The 13,942-nt window shown below is 58.3% G+C and carries 10 protein-coding genes; 8 read left to right on the forward strand and 2 right to left on the reverse strand.

Annotated elements, in window-relative coordinates; genetic code table 11:
- Positions 1-88 precede the first annotated feature (88 nt).
- Positions 89-877, reverse strand: a complete 789-nt coding sequence (locus tag N0M98_RS18005; protein WP_249860793.1) for an MBL fold metallo-hydrolase — start codon at positions 875-877, stop codon at positions 89-91.
- A gap of 142 nt (positions 878-1,019) precedes the next feature.
- On the opposite strand from N0M98_RS18005, the gene N0M98_RS18010 reads away from it, so the two are divergent.
- From N0M98_RS18010 to N0M98_RS18020, 3 genes are read left to right on the forward strand one after another with little or no spacing between them, the layout of a single operon-like run.
- The gene (locus tag N0M98_RS18010; RefSeq protein ID WP_249860794.1) at positions 1,020-1,640 is read left to right on the forward strand and encodes an NUDIX hydrolase; all 621 of its coding nucleotides are present in this window, start codon (positions 1,020-1,022) and stop codon (positions 1,638-1,640) included.
- A gap of 21 nt (positions 1,641-1,661) precedes the next feature.
- Positions 1,662-3,485: a cache domain-containing sensor histidine kinase gene (locus N0M98_RS18015; protein ID WP_259618736.1), complete on the forward strand. Its 1,824-nt coding sequence runs from the start codon at positions 1,662-1,664 to the stop codon at positions 3,483-3,485.
- Positions 3,478-5,082 (forward strand): helix-turn-helix domain-containing protein, encoded by a 1,605-nt coding sequence (locus tag N0M98_RS18020; protein WP_259618737.1) that lies wholly within the window; start codon positions 3,478-3,480, stop codon positions 5,080-5,082. The genes N0M98_RS18015 and N0M98_RS18020 overlap by 8 nt, the downstream gene beginning before the upstream one ends.
- A gap of 114 nt (positions 5,083-5,196) precedes the next feature.
- On the opposite strand, the gene N0M98_RS18025 is transcribed toward N0M98_RS18020, so the two are convergent.
- Positions 5,197-5,541 carry a winged helix-turn-helix transcriptional regulator gene (locus tag N0M98_RS18025; RefSeq protein ID WP_249860797.1) on the reverse strand — a complete coding sequence of 115 codons (345 nt, stop codon included), beginning with the start codon at positions 5,539-5,541 and terminating at the stop codon, positions 5,197-5,199.
- Positions 5,542-5,748: 207 nt separating this feature from the next.
- Here N0M98_RS18025 and N0M98_RS18030 point away from each other — a divergent pair, with 207 nt between their 5' ends.
- The 5 genes from N0M98_RS18030 to N0M98_RS18050 all read left to right on the forward strand — a co-directional run bounded on the left by N0M98_RS18030 (position 5,749) and on the right by N0M98_RS18050 (position 13,649).
- Positions 5,749-6,768 carry an NADH:flavin oxidoreductase/NADH oxidase gene (locus tag N0M98_RS18030; RefSeq protein ID WP_249860798.1) on the forward strand — a complete coding sequence of 340 codons (1,020 nt, stop codon included), beginning with the start codon at positions 5,749-5,751 and terminating at the stop codon, positions 6,766-6,768.
- 710 nt (positions 6,769-7,478) lie between these two features.
- A complete protein-coding gene (locus N0M98_RS33900; RefSeq protein WP_375295499.1) occupies positions 7,479-7,748 on the forward strand; it encodes a heterocycloanthracin/sonorensin family bacteriocin in 270 nt (89 codons plus the stop codon).
- A gap of 200 nt (positions 7,749-7,948) precedes the next feature.
- Entirely contained in the window at positions 7,949-10,021 is a 2,073-nt protein-coding gene (locus N0M98_RS18040) for a putative thiazole-containing bacteriocin maturation protein (protein WP_259618739.1), read from the forward strand.
- A complete protein-coding gene (locus N0M98_RS18045; protein WP_259618740.1) occupies positions 10,018-11,958 on the forward strand; it encodes a TOMM precursor leader peptide-binding protein in 1,941 nt (646 codons plus the stop codon). Before N0M98_RS18040 ends, N0M98_RS18045 begins: the two co-directional genes overlap by 4 nt.
- 38 nt (positions 11,959-11,996) lie before the next feature.
- Entirely contained in the window at positions 11,997-13,649 is a 1,653-nt protein-coding gene (locus tag N0M98_RS18050; protein ID WP_259618741.1) for a SagB family peptide dehydrogenase, read from the forward strand.
- Positions 13,650-13,942 lie beyond the last annotated feature (293 nt).

Raw genomic sequence — 13,942 nt, forward strand, 5'->3', positions numbered from 1 at the left:
TCGTCTTCTTGCATGAATGACGGCGCGCCGGCAAAGAAAGTTGCATCATATTCGTAAATTTATACGGCCGCGGAAGCCATCTCGCTCCTTATGACGGCTCCAGCTCGATCGTAAGACCCGTTTGCGCAAGCGAAACGAACGATGGTAGGGGATAGCTTCGGGCAAGGTCCACCCCGTGGGACATATGAGTGAAAATGACCCGCCCAGGAGAAATTTCGCTTATAAGCTCCAGCGCCTCGACCATATCGTAGACGGAGCGGGTCGCGGGAGCGGCTTCTTCCTTGTAAAAATTGGTGCCCAAAATGAGCAGCTGCAGTCCGAACAGCGGGGCTTTCTCTTCGTCGCTCAGACGTATCGAGTCGGGACAGTATACGAACGCATAGGAGGGACCGGCGGTCCGTTCGAACCGATAGGCGTAAGAGTATCCGTTCTTGCCATGGCATACCCGCCAAGGACGGATGCGCCAATGCTCCCATTGCAGGCCGCCCGCGCAGTCGTGAAATTGAAGCTGGTTTTGCAGCCAGGGAAACTGCTTCTGGATCGTCTGCAGCACCTCCAGCGGAGCGTAGAGCCGGCCTTTGCGCTTCAGCCAGCGGCAGGCGTCGGCCCATTCCGGCAGCCCGCCGATATGATCGAAATGCGCGTGAGTGATCAGCACCCGCTCTACGAAACGCTTGCCCGCGCGTTCCATCTGACCGCGCCAATCCGGCCCGCAGTCGACGAGCAGCTCGCTGTCTCCCGCATGCAGCATAATAGAGGAACGGTACCGCCGGTTACTACCGGCCCCTCTCGCTTCGTCGCATATATCGCAGGAGCAATATACCCGCGGAACGCCCATCGAATCTCCCGTTCCCCAGAATGTTACCGAATCTTTCATGCATAACTCTCCCGTATGAATGCGATTTTTTCCAGAATAACAGGAAATGGATGGATCAACAAGCGGATTCCTGAACCTCCCGATTGACGCTTGGCGCATCTGCCTCTACAATAATACCCAAAGTATGAAGGAGGAATGGAGCATGGCGGAGGATACAAGAGGCATCGACTGGGCCAAGCGGATTCAGGCGATTGCCCAGGCCGGGTTAGCCTATTCCAGGGACGCTTTCGATCTGGAGAGGTTTGAGGAATTGCGCTCCATCAGCGTCGAAATGATGGCTGCTTATTCGGGACTGGATATTCGGCAGGTAAATCATCTTTTTGCCGGTGAAAGCGGTTACGCTACGCCGAAAGTGGATATTCGCGGAGTCGTCATTCGCGACGGGAAAATTTTACTGGTACAGGAGAAGAACGACGGAGGGTGGTCTTTGCCGGGAGGCTGGGCGGATATCGGGCTGTCGCCGCGGGAAATCGTCGTGAAGGAGGTTAAGGAAGAGTCCGGCTACGACGTCGCTCCGGTAAGGCTGCTGGCGGTGCTGGACCGCAATAAGCATCCTCACCCGCCTCATGCCTACGACATCTACAAAATTTTCATCCAATGCGAATTGACAGGCGGCCAGGCGCGGGCGAGCATCGAAACGAGCGACGTCGGGTTCTTTGCCCCTGACGATTTGCCGCAGCTGTCGACCGACCGAATTACCGAATCGCAGATCGAGCTGCTGTTCCGGCAAGTGCGCGAGCCCGGCGAAGCGGTCTTCGATTAATCGGCGGGAGGGTATCGGGTTATGGCAAGCCGGCTGCTGGCACGCTTTCATCACTTTCTGCTCGGGACGAGCCTGCAAAACAAGCTCATCATATTTTTTCTTCCGCTCGCCATCATTCCCTTGTCGATATTAGGAACCTTTTCCTATTACAAATCCTCGCAGGTCGTACAGACGCAGGTTTGCCAAACGATTCTGGAAAGCCTGTCCCAGGTTAACTACAGCCTGAACTATTTTGTTAAAGATATCGAACAATTAACGATGTATATTTACAGCAACCGCGAGATTCAGGACGTGCTATCGAAGAGCTCGGACCGCCCGCTGGCGGAGAAGCATCAGGATGAGAAACGGATTCAGGATTTGCTTGAAACGTTCCTCGGCTTCAAAAGCTGGAATATTGCGATTTATTTGCTGGGAGAGAACGGCGATCGCTATTTTACGGGAAATTTGCTGCCCAGCCAGTATGACGATTACAACGTCAACTGGGGGCTGTTCCGCAAAATGAGCCTGGCCGGCGGCAATGTTGTCTGGGATACCCACTACAGCATGAAGAAGACGGAGGACTTCGGCATCGTTCTAAGCAGCGGCAGGCTGCTGAAGAAGATCGAGACCAGCCAGCCGCTCGGCTATATGATCGTCGATATTATGGAGAACGCTCTGGCGGATAAATACAATAAGGCGCATTTGCAGCCGGGAGGGCAAATGCTGCTTCTCGACCGGGGCGGCTACGTCATCTCCAGCACCCCGTCCAAGCATATCGTCGGTACGAAGCTGAACGAGCCTTATCTCGATCAGGTGCTGGCAGGCAGCAAAGGCTTCTTCGAGCTGCAGGGCGTTAGCGGTGCGCCGCCGGCGATGGTCGTCTACGATACGTCGGAGATGACGGGCTTCAAGCTGGTCAGCGTAGTGCCGATAGAGATGCTGACCAAGGAAAGCAGCAGCATCAGAAATCTGACACTGTACGTCATCATCTGCTTCGGGATCGTTACGTTCTGGCTCGCCTACGTGCTGTCGGTGACGATTACGAAGCCGCTGCGCAAGCTTAAGTCGCTGATGTACTTGGTCGAGAACGGCAATATGGATGTCGCTTTTCCGTCCAAATACAGGGATGAGGTAGGACAGCTAGGCCTTAGCTTCAACAAGATGCTGCTTCGCATCAAGCAGTTGATCGACGAAGTGTACAAGAAGCAGCTGATGGTGCAGGAGGCGGAGATCAAGGCGATTCAGGCGCAGTTCAACCCGCATTTTCTGTACAATGCGCTCGACTCCATCAACTGGATGGCTCGCATCCACAAGCTGCCCGACATCAGCCAGACGGTCGTTTCGCTGGGCGAGCTGCTGCGCTTCAGCATTCGCAAAGGCCAGCCGTTCATTCAAGTGAAGGAAGATATGCAGCAGATCCGCAACTTTCTCGTCATTCAAAAAATGCGGTACGGCGATAAGCTCGAAGCCGAGCTGGAGATCGATGAGGAGATTGAGCCGCTGTATACGCTGAAGCTGCTGATTCAGCCGCTCGTGGAGAATGCGGTGACGCACGGTCTTGAGGTCAAACCGGGCAAAGGACATTTGTCGATCCGCGGTCGGCGCGTCGGCGACAAAGTGCGCTTTGAAGTGAGCGATGACGGAGCAGGTATGCCCCGGGAGCGGGCGGAGCGGATATTAAGCGGCAAATATGAAGCGCCGGACGGGCGCAGCACCGGCATCGGGCTGGAAAACTTGCGCAAGCGGCTGGAGCTGTATTTCGGCGGCAGGTACCGCCTGGACATTCGGAGCGAAGAAGGACAAGGAACGACCGTTACGGTCGAAATTCCCGTCATGCGGACAGCAGGAGAGGATCAACATGTATAAGGTGTTTCTTGTGGAGGATGAATGGCTCGTTCTGCAAGGGCTGAAGCTGACGATTCCCTGGGAGGAGCTGAACTGTGAAATTATCGGCGAAGCATCTGACGGCCGGACGGGAGCCGAGCTGATTTTGACGGCCAAGCCGGATATTGTGCTTACGGATATCCGCATGCCCGCGATGGATGGGATTCAGTTAGCGGAGCAGGCCGCGGCGGGGCTGCCCGGGATCAAGATCGTGTTCCTTACCGGCTTTGACGATTTCGCCTACGCGCAGAAGGCGGTAAAGCTGGGGGCGGCGGACTTCGTGCTCAAGCCGACCAATGCGGACGAGCTCATTCAAGTGATCGGGAGGATCACGTCTCAGCTGGATACGGAGCGCAGCCGGCGTTCGTTTCAAGAACGGCTGGAGCACCGGGCCAAGTTGGAGCATCCGCTAATTATGGAGAAGATGCTGTACGAGTTGATGCAAGATTATGCCGGACCGACGCTGAAGGAGCTGTTTCTCGAGTATGGGGAATGGTCGGAAGCGGGGGCGGAAGGAGACGGATTTCCTCCTTACCGGCTGCTGTTGATACAACTGGACGGTCTATGCCGCGAGTCCGCGGAGCGCGAGAGACAGCTGGAGCAGGTGAGGGAGCAGGCTCAGGAGCTTTCAGCGCTCCCGGTCGTCCGCATGAGCGAGAACCGCTATGCGCTTATTGCGAATCGCCGTACCGGCCGCGAGGCGCTGATGGAGTCTGCGGCAGCGCTGCTTAGGCGGCTGCCGGTTTTAACGCGAAGCTATGTAATAGGGGTCAGCGCTCTGTTCACCGCCGGCATCGAGTCGCTTCCGGCGGCTTATCAGCAAGCGATGCGCGCGTTGTATCAGACCGTCTTTCTCGGCCGGGAGACATGGATATGGTATGAAGATATCGAGAGAGAGCAGGCGGACGAGCCGGGGAGCGAAGACGCCGTTCAAGAATGGATCGATCTGGTAAAATGGGGCCATGCGGCGTCGATTGAAGCCCATACGGCGGCATGGTATTCTCGTCTGCTTCACCGGTATCCGGACGGTCTGGAGGCGCGAAGACGCTTCTTCGAATTTATCGTCGCGCTGTATTCGGCGCTGCTGCGCGATCATGAGCTGCGCGAAATCGTGCTGGGGAGCGATTTTCTCCTCGCCTTCGCCGAACGGCTGGAGCATACGCTGGAACGTTCGCTGGAGCTGCTTCGCGCCATGCTGGCCGAATGGAACGGGCTGTTGGCGGAGCAGGGCGAAACCCGGAAGAAAAGCGGCTTCGAGGAGATCGAAGCGTTCATCCAAAGCCATTATGCCGAAGATATTACGCTGCAAGGCATCGCCGAGCGTTATCATATGAGCGAGAGCTATTTCAGCCGGTTGTTCAAAAAGCAGGTCGGCACGAGCTTCCTTGAGTATGTAACGATGATTCGGGTGCGGCAAGCGAAGGAGCTGCTGGCAAATCCGCGGCTGAAAATTTATGAGGTCTCCCTGCAGGCAGGCTATCAGGATTCCAGGTATTTCAGTCAAATATTCCGCAAGTATACGGGGGAGACGCCGACCGAATTCCGCAAGCGGCTCGGTATTGAGCCGCTGCCGCTCTAAACCGGGGATATAAGCCGGGCGTATCCCGGCTGCCGCTTGGCGGTGCTGCCTGCATACCTGCAAACGATCAACGGGCAGGGGCGCCAAGAAGCCGGCGTCCGGGAGGCGATGCGGTCAGAGCGTCAGTCCGAATCGCTTCAGCTCGATAAATATTTGCTCCAGCTTTTTCCCCTTGTCGGTGAGCCGATACTCTACGCGCGGCGGAACCTCCGGATATACGGTGCGGGTGACGAGCCCGTGCTCCTCCAGCTCGCGGAGGCGCAGCGACAGCGTCTTCGGGCTGATGCCGTCCAGACATTTCAGCAGATCGCTAAACCTCATCGTTCCTTCGATCAACAAATCGCGGATAATTAGAAACGTCCATTTGGTTCCAATCACTTCTATCGCTTTGACGATGGGACAAATGTCCCCGAGCGTCCCTTTGGTCAGCGCTAGCGGCTGCTCACAACCCGGTTCCACAGGCATCGTTCCTTTTCATAAGATGGATTGAAACCAACTATAGCACAAAACTATCTTTTCGGAAACTATGTGTATAAAATGTCACTACTTCCGTAAATGAAGTATATGTGTATATAATGTCTACGTGAAAAACAAACTGATGACAGAGCAGATTTTAGATAATAAACCATTCGGATGGTTAACTAAACGATGAGGAGAGACATGTGTATGCCGAGTTTATCTTCTTCTTTTTCCCTCAAGGGTCTGCAATTAAAAAATCGCGTGGTTATGCCGCCGATGTGCCAATATTCAGTAGAGGCCAAAGACGGTATTCCGACGGATTGGCATTTCGTGCATTACGTCTCCAGAGCGGTAGGCGGAACGGGCTTGATCATCATGGAAATGACGGATGTCGAGCCGGACGGACGTATTACGGATTACGATCTCGGATTGTGGTCGGACGATCAAATTCCCGCCTTCAGGCGCATTATTCAAGAGGTGCAGAAGTACGGCGCCAAAATCGGCATTCAGATTGCTCACGCCGGGCGTAAGGCGGAAGATGCGGAGATTCCTGTAGGCCCTTCGAATATTCCGGTCAGCCCTGAATTCAAAACACCGCGCGCACTGACTACGGACGAGGTCAAGGCGATGGTCGTCAAGTTCAAGGAAGCTGCCGTACGGGCTGTAGAAGCCGGCGTCGATACGATCGAGCTGCACGGAGCCCACGGCTATCTGATTCACCAGTTCCACTCCCCGGCGATTAATAACCGGACGGACGAATACGGTCAGGACTTGGCCCGATTCGGAGTCGAAATCATTCAGGCGGTTAAAAGCGTTATGCCGGAGAATATGCCGCTTATTATGCGCATATCTGCGGTTGAATATATGGACGAAGGCTACGATCTCGGCCATAGCATTGAAATCAGCAGGCGGTACAAGGAAGCGGGCGTCGACATGTTCCATGTCAGCTCCGGCGGAGAAGGGCCTTCCGGCTCTAGAAAGCCGGGCAATTATCCGGGCTATCAGGTTCCGATGGCGCGCGCGATCAAGCTGGCTCTGAGCGTTCCGGTAATTGCGGTAGGCATTCTTGAGGACGCCAAGCTGGCCGAAGCGACCGTCGCTAATGAGGACGCCGATTTGGTGGGCGTTGCCCGCGGCATGCTGCGCGATCCGTACTGGGCTGCGCATGCGATTAGGGAAACAACCGGCCAGGTTGCTGCGCCGCGACAGTACGAAAGAGCTTATTGAAGCTTGCTGCAAATTTTAGTAAATAATGGTAGACGTGCGGCGATTGTTATGGTAATCTATAAGCAATAATCCGGAAGCACCGGTCGGAAAAGGTCCGTTGGCGGCATATGTCGCAGGCGGGCCTTTTTTGTTGTTTAGGAAATGATGCGGAGCCATATCCTGTGGATATCCGGGTGCTCCCCCGAAAGGAATGTCTACCCATAGAACGATCCAGAGGAAGGGTTAAACGCCGATCCAGCTTAGGCTGGATGCGGACGGAATAAGCTTCAGAGCATCACGTCACTTTTGGGGGATTGGTTCTTGCCATTGTATGAAATATGAAAACGATATGTTTTGACGGGCCAACGGGTTCTGACGGAAGCTGGCGGACGCGGTGGTTTTTTTTGTACTGCCGCTCGTCGTTTTCCAATCGGACGGATTGCTCGAAGCGCACAGGCGGCAATAAAGCCGCGATGTCGTGGATGACGCCGCTAACGGAAAAATAGGCAGTTGAATCAGTAACAACAGCGGATGCCGATTCATATGTTGTCATGGAGTATTCGATGTGCGCCGTCGATCCCGCGAGAACAAACGCAGCTGAGCGGCTCGCCCAAAAGAAACCGGATTCAGCTTCGAAGCATCACGTCGCTTTTGGGGGCCTTTGTTCTTTTCTATTCCTAATGCGGAGTACTCTGTCGGCGTGACCACTTAACCTACGGAGGATGGTACAAATGGGAGATTTCAAAAAGGATTTGCAAAAGCTGAACGTTTCCGATATCAAAGGGGGAGCGGTCAACTCTTGGAACGGCCAAAATCAGCAGGATACAAGAACCTGGCATACATGGTACAACTGCCATAATTGTCACAATTGCCATAACTGTTATACCTGCCATAACTGCCACAACTGTCATACCTGCCACAATTGTCACAATTGCCACAATTGCCATAACTGTCACACCTGCCATAACTGCCACAATTGCCATAACTGTCATCATTCATAAGCCGCCGATCCAGCGAAAAGCATACGATGCTGCCGAAGGCTCTGCTTACGCATGTCATTTCATGCGGCGGCAGAGCCTTTTGGCGGTCGCATCGGTTTAACGGAGCAAGTCCCGTTTGCCATTTGACATGAAGGACAAGAACCTTACATAAAATGACATGTAGAACATACGGCCCGATGATGAGCTGGAGGAGGAGTACGATGGTTCAGCTAAATCCTTCTATGCGACTGAAAGTGAACCGAGATACGTTCGTGATGTCGGAGCCCGGAGGCAGCGTCTACGTGCGGAACAACGCACGCTCCTTCCGGATGGAAGGGGAAGCCGCCGATCAGTGGCTGGAGAAGCTGCTGCCGGTATTTAACGGCGAGTACACGCTGGGCGAACTGACCGACGGTCTCGCGGAGCCTTATATCATCCAGGTGTATAGCATTGCCGCCATGCTGCATGAGAACGGTTTTGTACGCGATGTTAGCGGCGATAAGCCGCATCGGCTGCCTGAAGCGATTCGGGAGCGATACGGCTCCCAGATCGAATTTATCGAGCAGTTTACCGATTCGGGAGGATTCCGGTTTCAGAAGTACAGACAGACTCGTGTGCTTGTTATCGGGAACGGGGAAATGCTGGCCGCTCAGACGGCGGCGCTGCTGTACTCCGGCTTGCCCCGCTTTCGCGTGCTGATCGGCGATTCGAAGACGACCGAGCGAAGGCGGCTGGAGGAACTGGCTGCGCATGCCCGCCGGTCGGACCCTGAGGTTGACGTGGAGCTGACGGAACCCGGCGGCGGGGAGCTGCCCTCCTGGAAGGAGGCCGTCCAAGGCTTCGAAGCGGTCGTATACGCAGCCCGGACGGATGATCCGGAGGAACTGCGCAGGGTTCATGCCGCTTGCCGTGAGGAGGGCAAGCTATTCGTTCCCGCGGTATGTCTGCCGCAGATCGGATGGGCGGGCCCGCTGGTGCATCCGGCGGCGGATGCTTGCTGGGAATCGGCTTGGCTCCGGCTGCATCGCTCGGTGACGGAGCGAGACCCCCGGCAGCACGGCTATTCTTCGACCGCCGGCGCTTTGCTGGCGAATATTGCGGCCTTCGAGCTGTTTAAGCACGTGACGGAAGCCGGGCCGCGCAGGTCGAGCGGGTCGGGCCAATGTTATCTGCTCGATCTGGAGACGCTGGAGGGGGCCTGGCATCCGTTCCTGCCCCATCCGCTCGCGACAGGGACACTGGGCTCGATGCTCATGAAAGACTGGGAGCAATGGCTGGAGGAGAAGAGCGAGCCGCAGCCGGGAGTGTGGCTGGCTTGCTTCGGCCGAATAACGTCCAAGGCATTCGGCGTGCTGGACAGCTGGGACGAAGAAGAGCTTGTCCAGCTTCCGCTGGCGGTTTGCCGCGCGCAGGCGGCCGACCCGTTGTCGGATGGGCCGTCGGAGCTGCTGCCGTCCGTGCTCTGCGCCGGGCTGACGCATGAAGAAGCGCGCAGGGAAGCGGGCCTGGCGGGAGTGGAGGCTTACGCGGCGCGATGGACGGAGGTGTCCGGCGCCGGGCGGTTTGCAGGCAAGGAGCCGGACATTACGGCGATTGCGGCGGAGAGGGCTGAGCTTATCGGCGTCGGCGCCGGAGAGACGGCGGCGGAAGCGATCTCCCGCGGCCTGTATAAACGGCTGTCCGCGGAGCTCGGCCGCCGGCTTGACGCCTCGCCGGTCGCGATCGCCCCGGCGCAGCCGGATGCGGTAGAGGATGCCCGCTGCCGATTTTATTTTCAAGCGCTCTCCCTTATGGGGGGAGCGCCGCAGCTTGGGATCGGCGAGGAGCTGTACGGGTTTCCGGTCGTGTGGGTTCGCTCGGGCGACCGGTGGTACGGGAGCACGGGCCTCAATCGAACCTTGGCGCTGCGCGAGGCGCTGAAGCGGGCGGCCCTCGCCCGGCAGTGCGAGGAGAATTGTTCGGCGGGCGGGACGGTGTCCCGGAATCAGCCGCAAGAGCCGCCGATCGGGGAACAGGCGCAGCATCCTGCGCAGGAAGGCGGGCGGCTTCAGGGTCCGGCGCCGGTTCAAGTAAGATCGGACCGGGCGGTCCATATCAAGCCGGACGAACCGCTTCGGCTTGCCGTTCCGCCTGCGGAGGACGGGGATACCGCCGCCATCCTGCATTCGGCCTTGCACGTGCTGAACAGGCAGGGGCTGCGGCTTGAGGTCATAGACATGGCGGTGGAGCCGTTTATGCGAGAAGGGCTTGCCGGTGTGGTCGGCATCCTGCTGCGTGGGGAGGAGATGCGGTGAGCGCACTTGTTGTCATTGTAGGCGAGGGGCAGCTGGCGGACCTTGTCGCCGGCGATTTGGCCCGGTCTTTCCGGGTCGTCCGCCGGCAGAGCATAAGCGGCGGCATGGCCGGCGCCGATCTGGCGCTGACGCTGCACGACGGCTGGCAGCCGGGAATCCATCTGCGGGCGGAAGAGGAGCTGCCGCCCGCAGGAATTCCTTGGCTGCGCGCTTGCGTCTTGTTCGGCGAAGGCCTTGTCGGCCCGCTCGTCAAGCCGGGAATGCTCGGCTGCTCGCAATGCGCCGATGCGAGGCTGCACATGGCCGGGCAGGACCGCCCGAGCATGTGGAGGCTGCGGCGCAAGCTGGCCGAAGAGGGCGGGACGGAGCGGGACGCTTGGGGCGCCCGCGGCGGCATGCTGCAGCTGGCGCTGCTGACAGCGGCCCAGTCGCGCAAGGCGCTGGAACGGCCGGATGAAGCCGATTCCGGCCTGATGCATATCGTCAATATGCATACGCTGGCCATATCGCGGCACCGGGTGCTGCCCGATGCGCATTGCCCCGTGTGCAGCCGGATTCGGGACGACACGGAAGCGGCAGCCCGCATCACGCTGCAGCCGAATCCCAAGGAGCGGCCGGACAGCTACAGAATCCGTTCGATGGAGGAACTGAGGGACGCTCTTGCCGCCGATTATTTGGATTCGCGCACAGGGCTGCTCAATGCGGCGGTAACCGATCTCGTCTCTCCCTTCGCCGACGCCAGCGTTAATCTGCCGCTGATGAACGAAGATGTCGGCGCGGCCGGCCGGACGCATTCCTATGAGGCCAGCAGACTGACCGCCATGCTGGAAGGGCTGGAGAGATACTCCAGCATCCGGCCGCGAGGGAAGCGGACATCCGTCTATGGGAGCTATCAGGAACTGCGGGAGCAGGCGCTGGACCCGGTGAAGACCGGCGTCCATTCCGCCGAGCAGTACGCTCTGCCCGGCTACCCGTTTCGGCCGTTCGATCCCGAAGCGCCCCTGCGCTGGGTCTGGGGTTACTCGTTTCTGCAGGAACGGCCGATTCTCGTGCCGGAGTCGCTGGCGTATTACGGCTCGGGAGGCGGGCAGAGCTTTGTGTTTGAGTCGTCCAACGGCTGTGCGTTAGGGGGAAGTCTGGAAGAGGCGGTGCTGCACGGCATTCTTGAGGTAGCCGAGCGGGATGCGTTTCTGATGACTTGGTATGCGCGTCTTCCTTTGCCGCGGCTCGATCTGTCGACTGCGGGCGATGCGGAGCTGAATCTGATGCTTGCGCGGCTCGAAGCGGTGGCGGACTTCGACGTGCGGTTCTATAACGCGACGATGGAATACGGCATTCCTAGCGTCTGGGGAATCGCCGTGAACCGCAAGCGGCAAGGCTTGCGGCTCTTGTGCGGGGCCGGTGCGCATCCGGACCCGGTGCGGGCGGTCAAAGGCGCCGTGCACGAGCTGGCCGCTATGGCGCTGAACCTCGGGCCGAAGCTTGCCGGGGACTTGGAACGCTACGAGGCAATGCTTCGCGATTCTTCCTTGGTCGCAAGGATGGAGGATCATTCCTTGCTCTACGGCTTGCCCGAGGCGCAGGAGCGGCTCGGATTTCTGCTGGACGACAGCCGTCCGGCGCGTTCGTTCGCGGCGGAATTCCCCGCCAAGAAGATCTATGCCGATTTGACGGATGAGCTGAGAGCGCTATTGCGGTCGCTCGGGCGCAGACAGCTTGACGTCATTGCGGTGGACGTCACCGCTCCGGAAATCGCCCGCAACGGACTTTTCTGCGTAAAAGTGCTGATCCCGGGGCTGATTCCGATGACATTCGGGCATTCGTTCACGCGCCTGACCGGGCTGGAACGCTTATTGACCGTACCGGCGGAGCTGGGTTACGCAGATAGGCCGCTCACGCCGGATCAGCTTAACGAATTCCCGCATCCGTTTCCGTAAACGGCAGGCGAACCGCGGGAACGAAGGAGGCGTTTGCGATGAATCGGCTGGATGCATTTATGCACGATCTGCATTTCCATATCGACCGGACGAAGCCGCCGGACCGCGTCGTCGATTGGGAAGACGGACCGCTGGCTTTTAAGCTGTACCGCGGTCTGCCGGTTTTTCCGCTTGCGGCGGACATCCCTCTCGCCATAGCCGCGGAAGGCGCAAACGCGCCGGGGCGCCGGATCGGCCTGCGTTCGCTCGGCCATCTGCTATGGTATGCCTACGGGCTCACGGAGCTGTCCCATTCGGTGCAGAGCTCCTTTTCCTCCGGGACGGATCTGTTCCAGATGTATCGCCGGTTCGCCCCTTCCGGGGGAGCCTTGTATCCGAGCGAGCTGTACGTCTATTTGAAACTGGATACTTTGCCGGCGGGCGTATATCACTACGATGCGGCACATCACCGGCTAGTGCTGCTGAGGGAAGGAGACTGCGACGCTTTCCTGCAACGGGCTTTGGGGGAGCGGTTTGAACGGTCCCGCTGCTGCGGCGCCGCCTTCGTCTCGGCGATGTTCTGGAAAAACTTCTTTAAATACGACAGCTTTGCGTACCGGCTGCAGGGGCTCGATGCGGGAACGATGATCGGACAGCTGCTTGAAGCGGCCGAACGCTTCGGCGTAGCTACGGCAGTCCATTTTCAATTCGCGGACCGCGCGATTCATCATTTGCTCGGATTATCCGAGCTTGAGGAAAGTGTCTATGCGGTGGTTGCTTTATCGGATGCGCCGGCTCCGTGTCCGCCGTGTCTGGGAACGGAGCCGGAGGAGCGCGGCGGGTCAGATCGGTCAGGACGCTCCGAACGGCAGAGCGAGGACGGGCGGTCTGCGGAAGCATGGTACCGGGAGCTGCCGCCTGTCAGTCACGAGCATTATGTCCGCTCGAAGAGGATCAAGCCTTACCCGCTGCTGCTGGAGATGAACGAAGCGTCGATGCTGGCGTCGGTTTCCGCACCGGCGCTGGAGGCTTTCGCCCGGCCTCCGGCCGCACGGCGCAAGCTACCGGGCATAGAAGGCGTGGTGCGGCTTCCCGCGGCGGAGCGCCTCGCCTACGATTGGGCGGCGGCGAGCCGGAGGCGGTTCTCGCCCGACACCGATTTCGCGCTCGGGCCCGTTTCCTTGGGGCAGCTCTCCGCGCTGCTGCGCGAAACGGCGGCATCGCTGCGCTGCCGCTGCGATCTTGACGGCGGCGTTTTGCAAGAGCAGCCCAGGCTTAGCTTGTACGTATGTCTTCACCATGTGGAAGGGATAGAAGACGGAGCTTATGTTTACGACATCCCCGAGCATGCGCTCGTAGCCGTCCGGGAGGGCGATCTCAGACTGTGGCTGCAGATCGGGATGAATTCGGACAATGTGAATTTGCTGCAGGTTCCGCTTGTGTTTCATGTGGCGGGTGACCGCAACCATTATACGCAAGAGCTGGGGTACCGCGGATACCGCATTCAGCAGATGGAGGCGGGGATGCTCGTTCAGCGGCTGCTGCTGGCCGCTTCGGCTCTGGGACTTGGAGGACATCCGCTGCTTGATTATGACGCCAGGCTGTGCGACGAGCTGTACCGGCTGCCGGCCGAGGGACTGACGAGCCTGATTCAAGTCCCGATCGGTCCTTATCGCCCGTGTCCCAAACTGGCGGGAGGCCTGCACGGCTAAAACATCGAAGGGGAGCCGCCGGAGAGGGCTCCCCGCCAAATATCTGAATCCGCTTTGAAGCAAAAGCCCCGCTATGCGGGGGTTATTTATTGTTAAGGAAATGATGCGCAGCCATATCCTGTGGAAATCCGGGGTCTCCCCCGAAAGTAAAGTCTACCCATAGAACGATCCCAGAGGAAGGGTTAGACGCCGATCCAGCTTAGGCTGGATGCGGACGGAATAAGCTTCAGAGCATCACGTCACTACCCTGGAAATTACTCTTGGTACCCCATTTCCATTGTCTGTGGTGCCGC

Source organism: Paenibacillus doosanensis (genome assembly GCF_025060755.1).
Classification (GTDB): domain Bacteria; phylum Bacillota; class Bacilli; order Paenibacillales; family NBRC-103111; genus Paenibacillus_S; species Paenibacillus_S doosanensis.

Bases quoted from the DNA above. Each gene is read 5' to 3' on its own strand.
- N0M98_RS18030 (WP_249860798.1), top strand. From the start codon at position 5,749: ATGCCGAGTTTATCTTCTTCTTTTTCCCTCAAGGGTCTGCAATTAAAA.
- N0M98_RS18015 (WP_259618736.1), top strand. From the start codon at position 1,662: ATGGCAAGCCGGCTGCTGGCACGCTTTCATCACTTTCTGCTCGGGACG.
- N0M98_RS18050 (WP_259618741.1), top strand. From the start codon at position 11,997: ATGAATCGGCTGGATGCATTTATGCACGATCTGCATTTCCATATCGAC.
- N0M98_RS18020 (WP_259618737.1), top strand. From the start codon at position 3,478: ATGTATAAGGTGTTTCTTGTGGAGGATGAATGGCTCGTTCTGCAAGGG.
- N0M98_RS18005 (WP_249860793.1), bottom strand. From the start codon at position 877: ATGAAAGATTCGGTAACATTCTGGGGAACGGGAGATTCGATGGGCGTT.
- N0M98_RS18010 (WP_249860794.1), top strand. From the start codon at position 1,020: ATGGCGGAGGATACAAGAGGCATCGACTGGGCCAAGCGGATTCAGGCG.
- N0M98_RS18040 (WP_259618739.1), top strand. From the start codon at position 7,949: ATGGTTCAGCTAAATCCTTCTATGCGACTGAAAGTGAACCGAGATACG.
- N0M98_RS33900 (WP_375295499.1), top strand. From the start codon at position 7,479: ATGGGAGATTTCAAAAAGGATTTGCAAAAGCTGAACGTTTCCGATATC.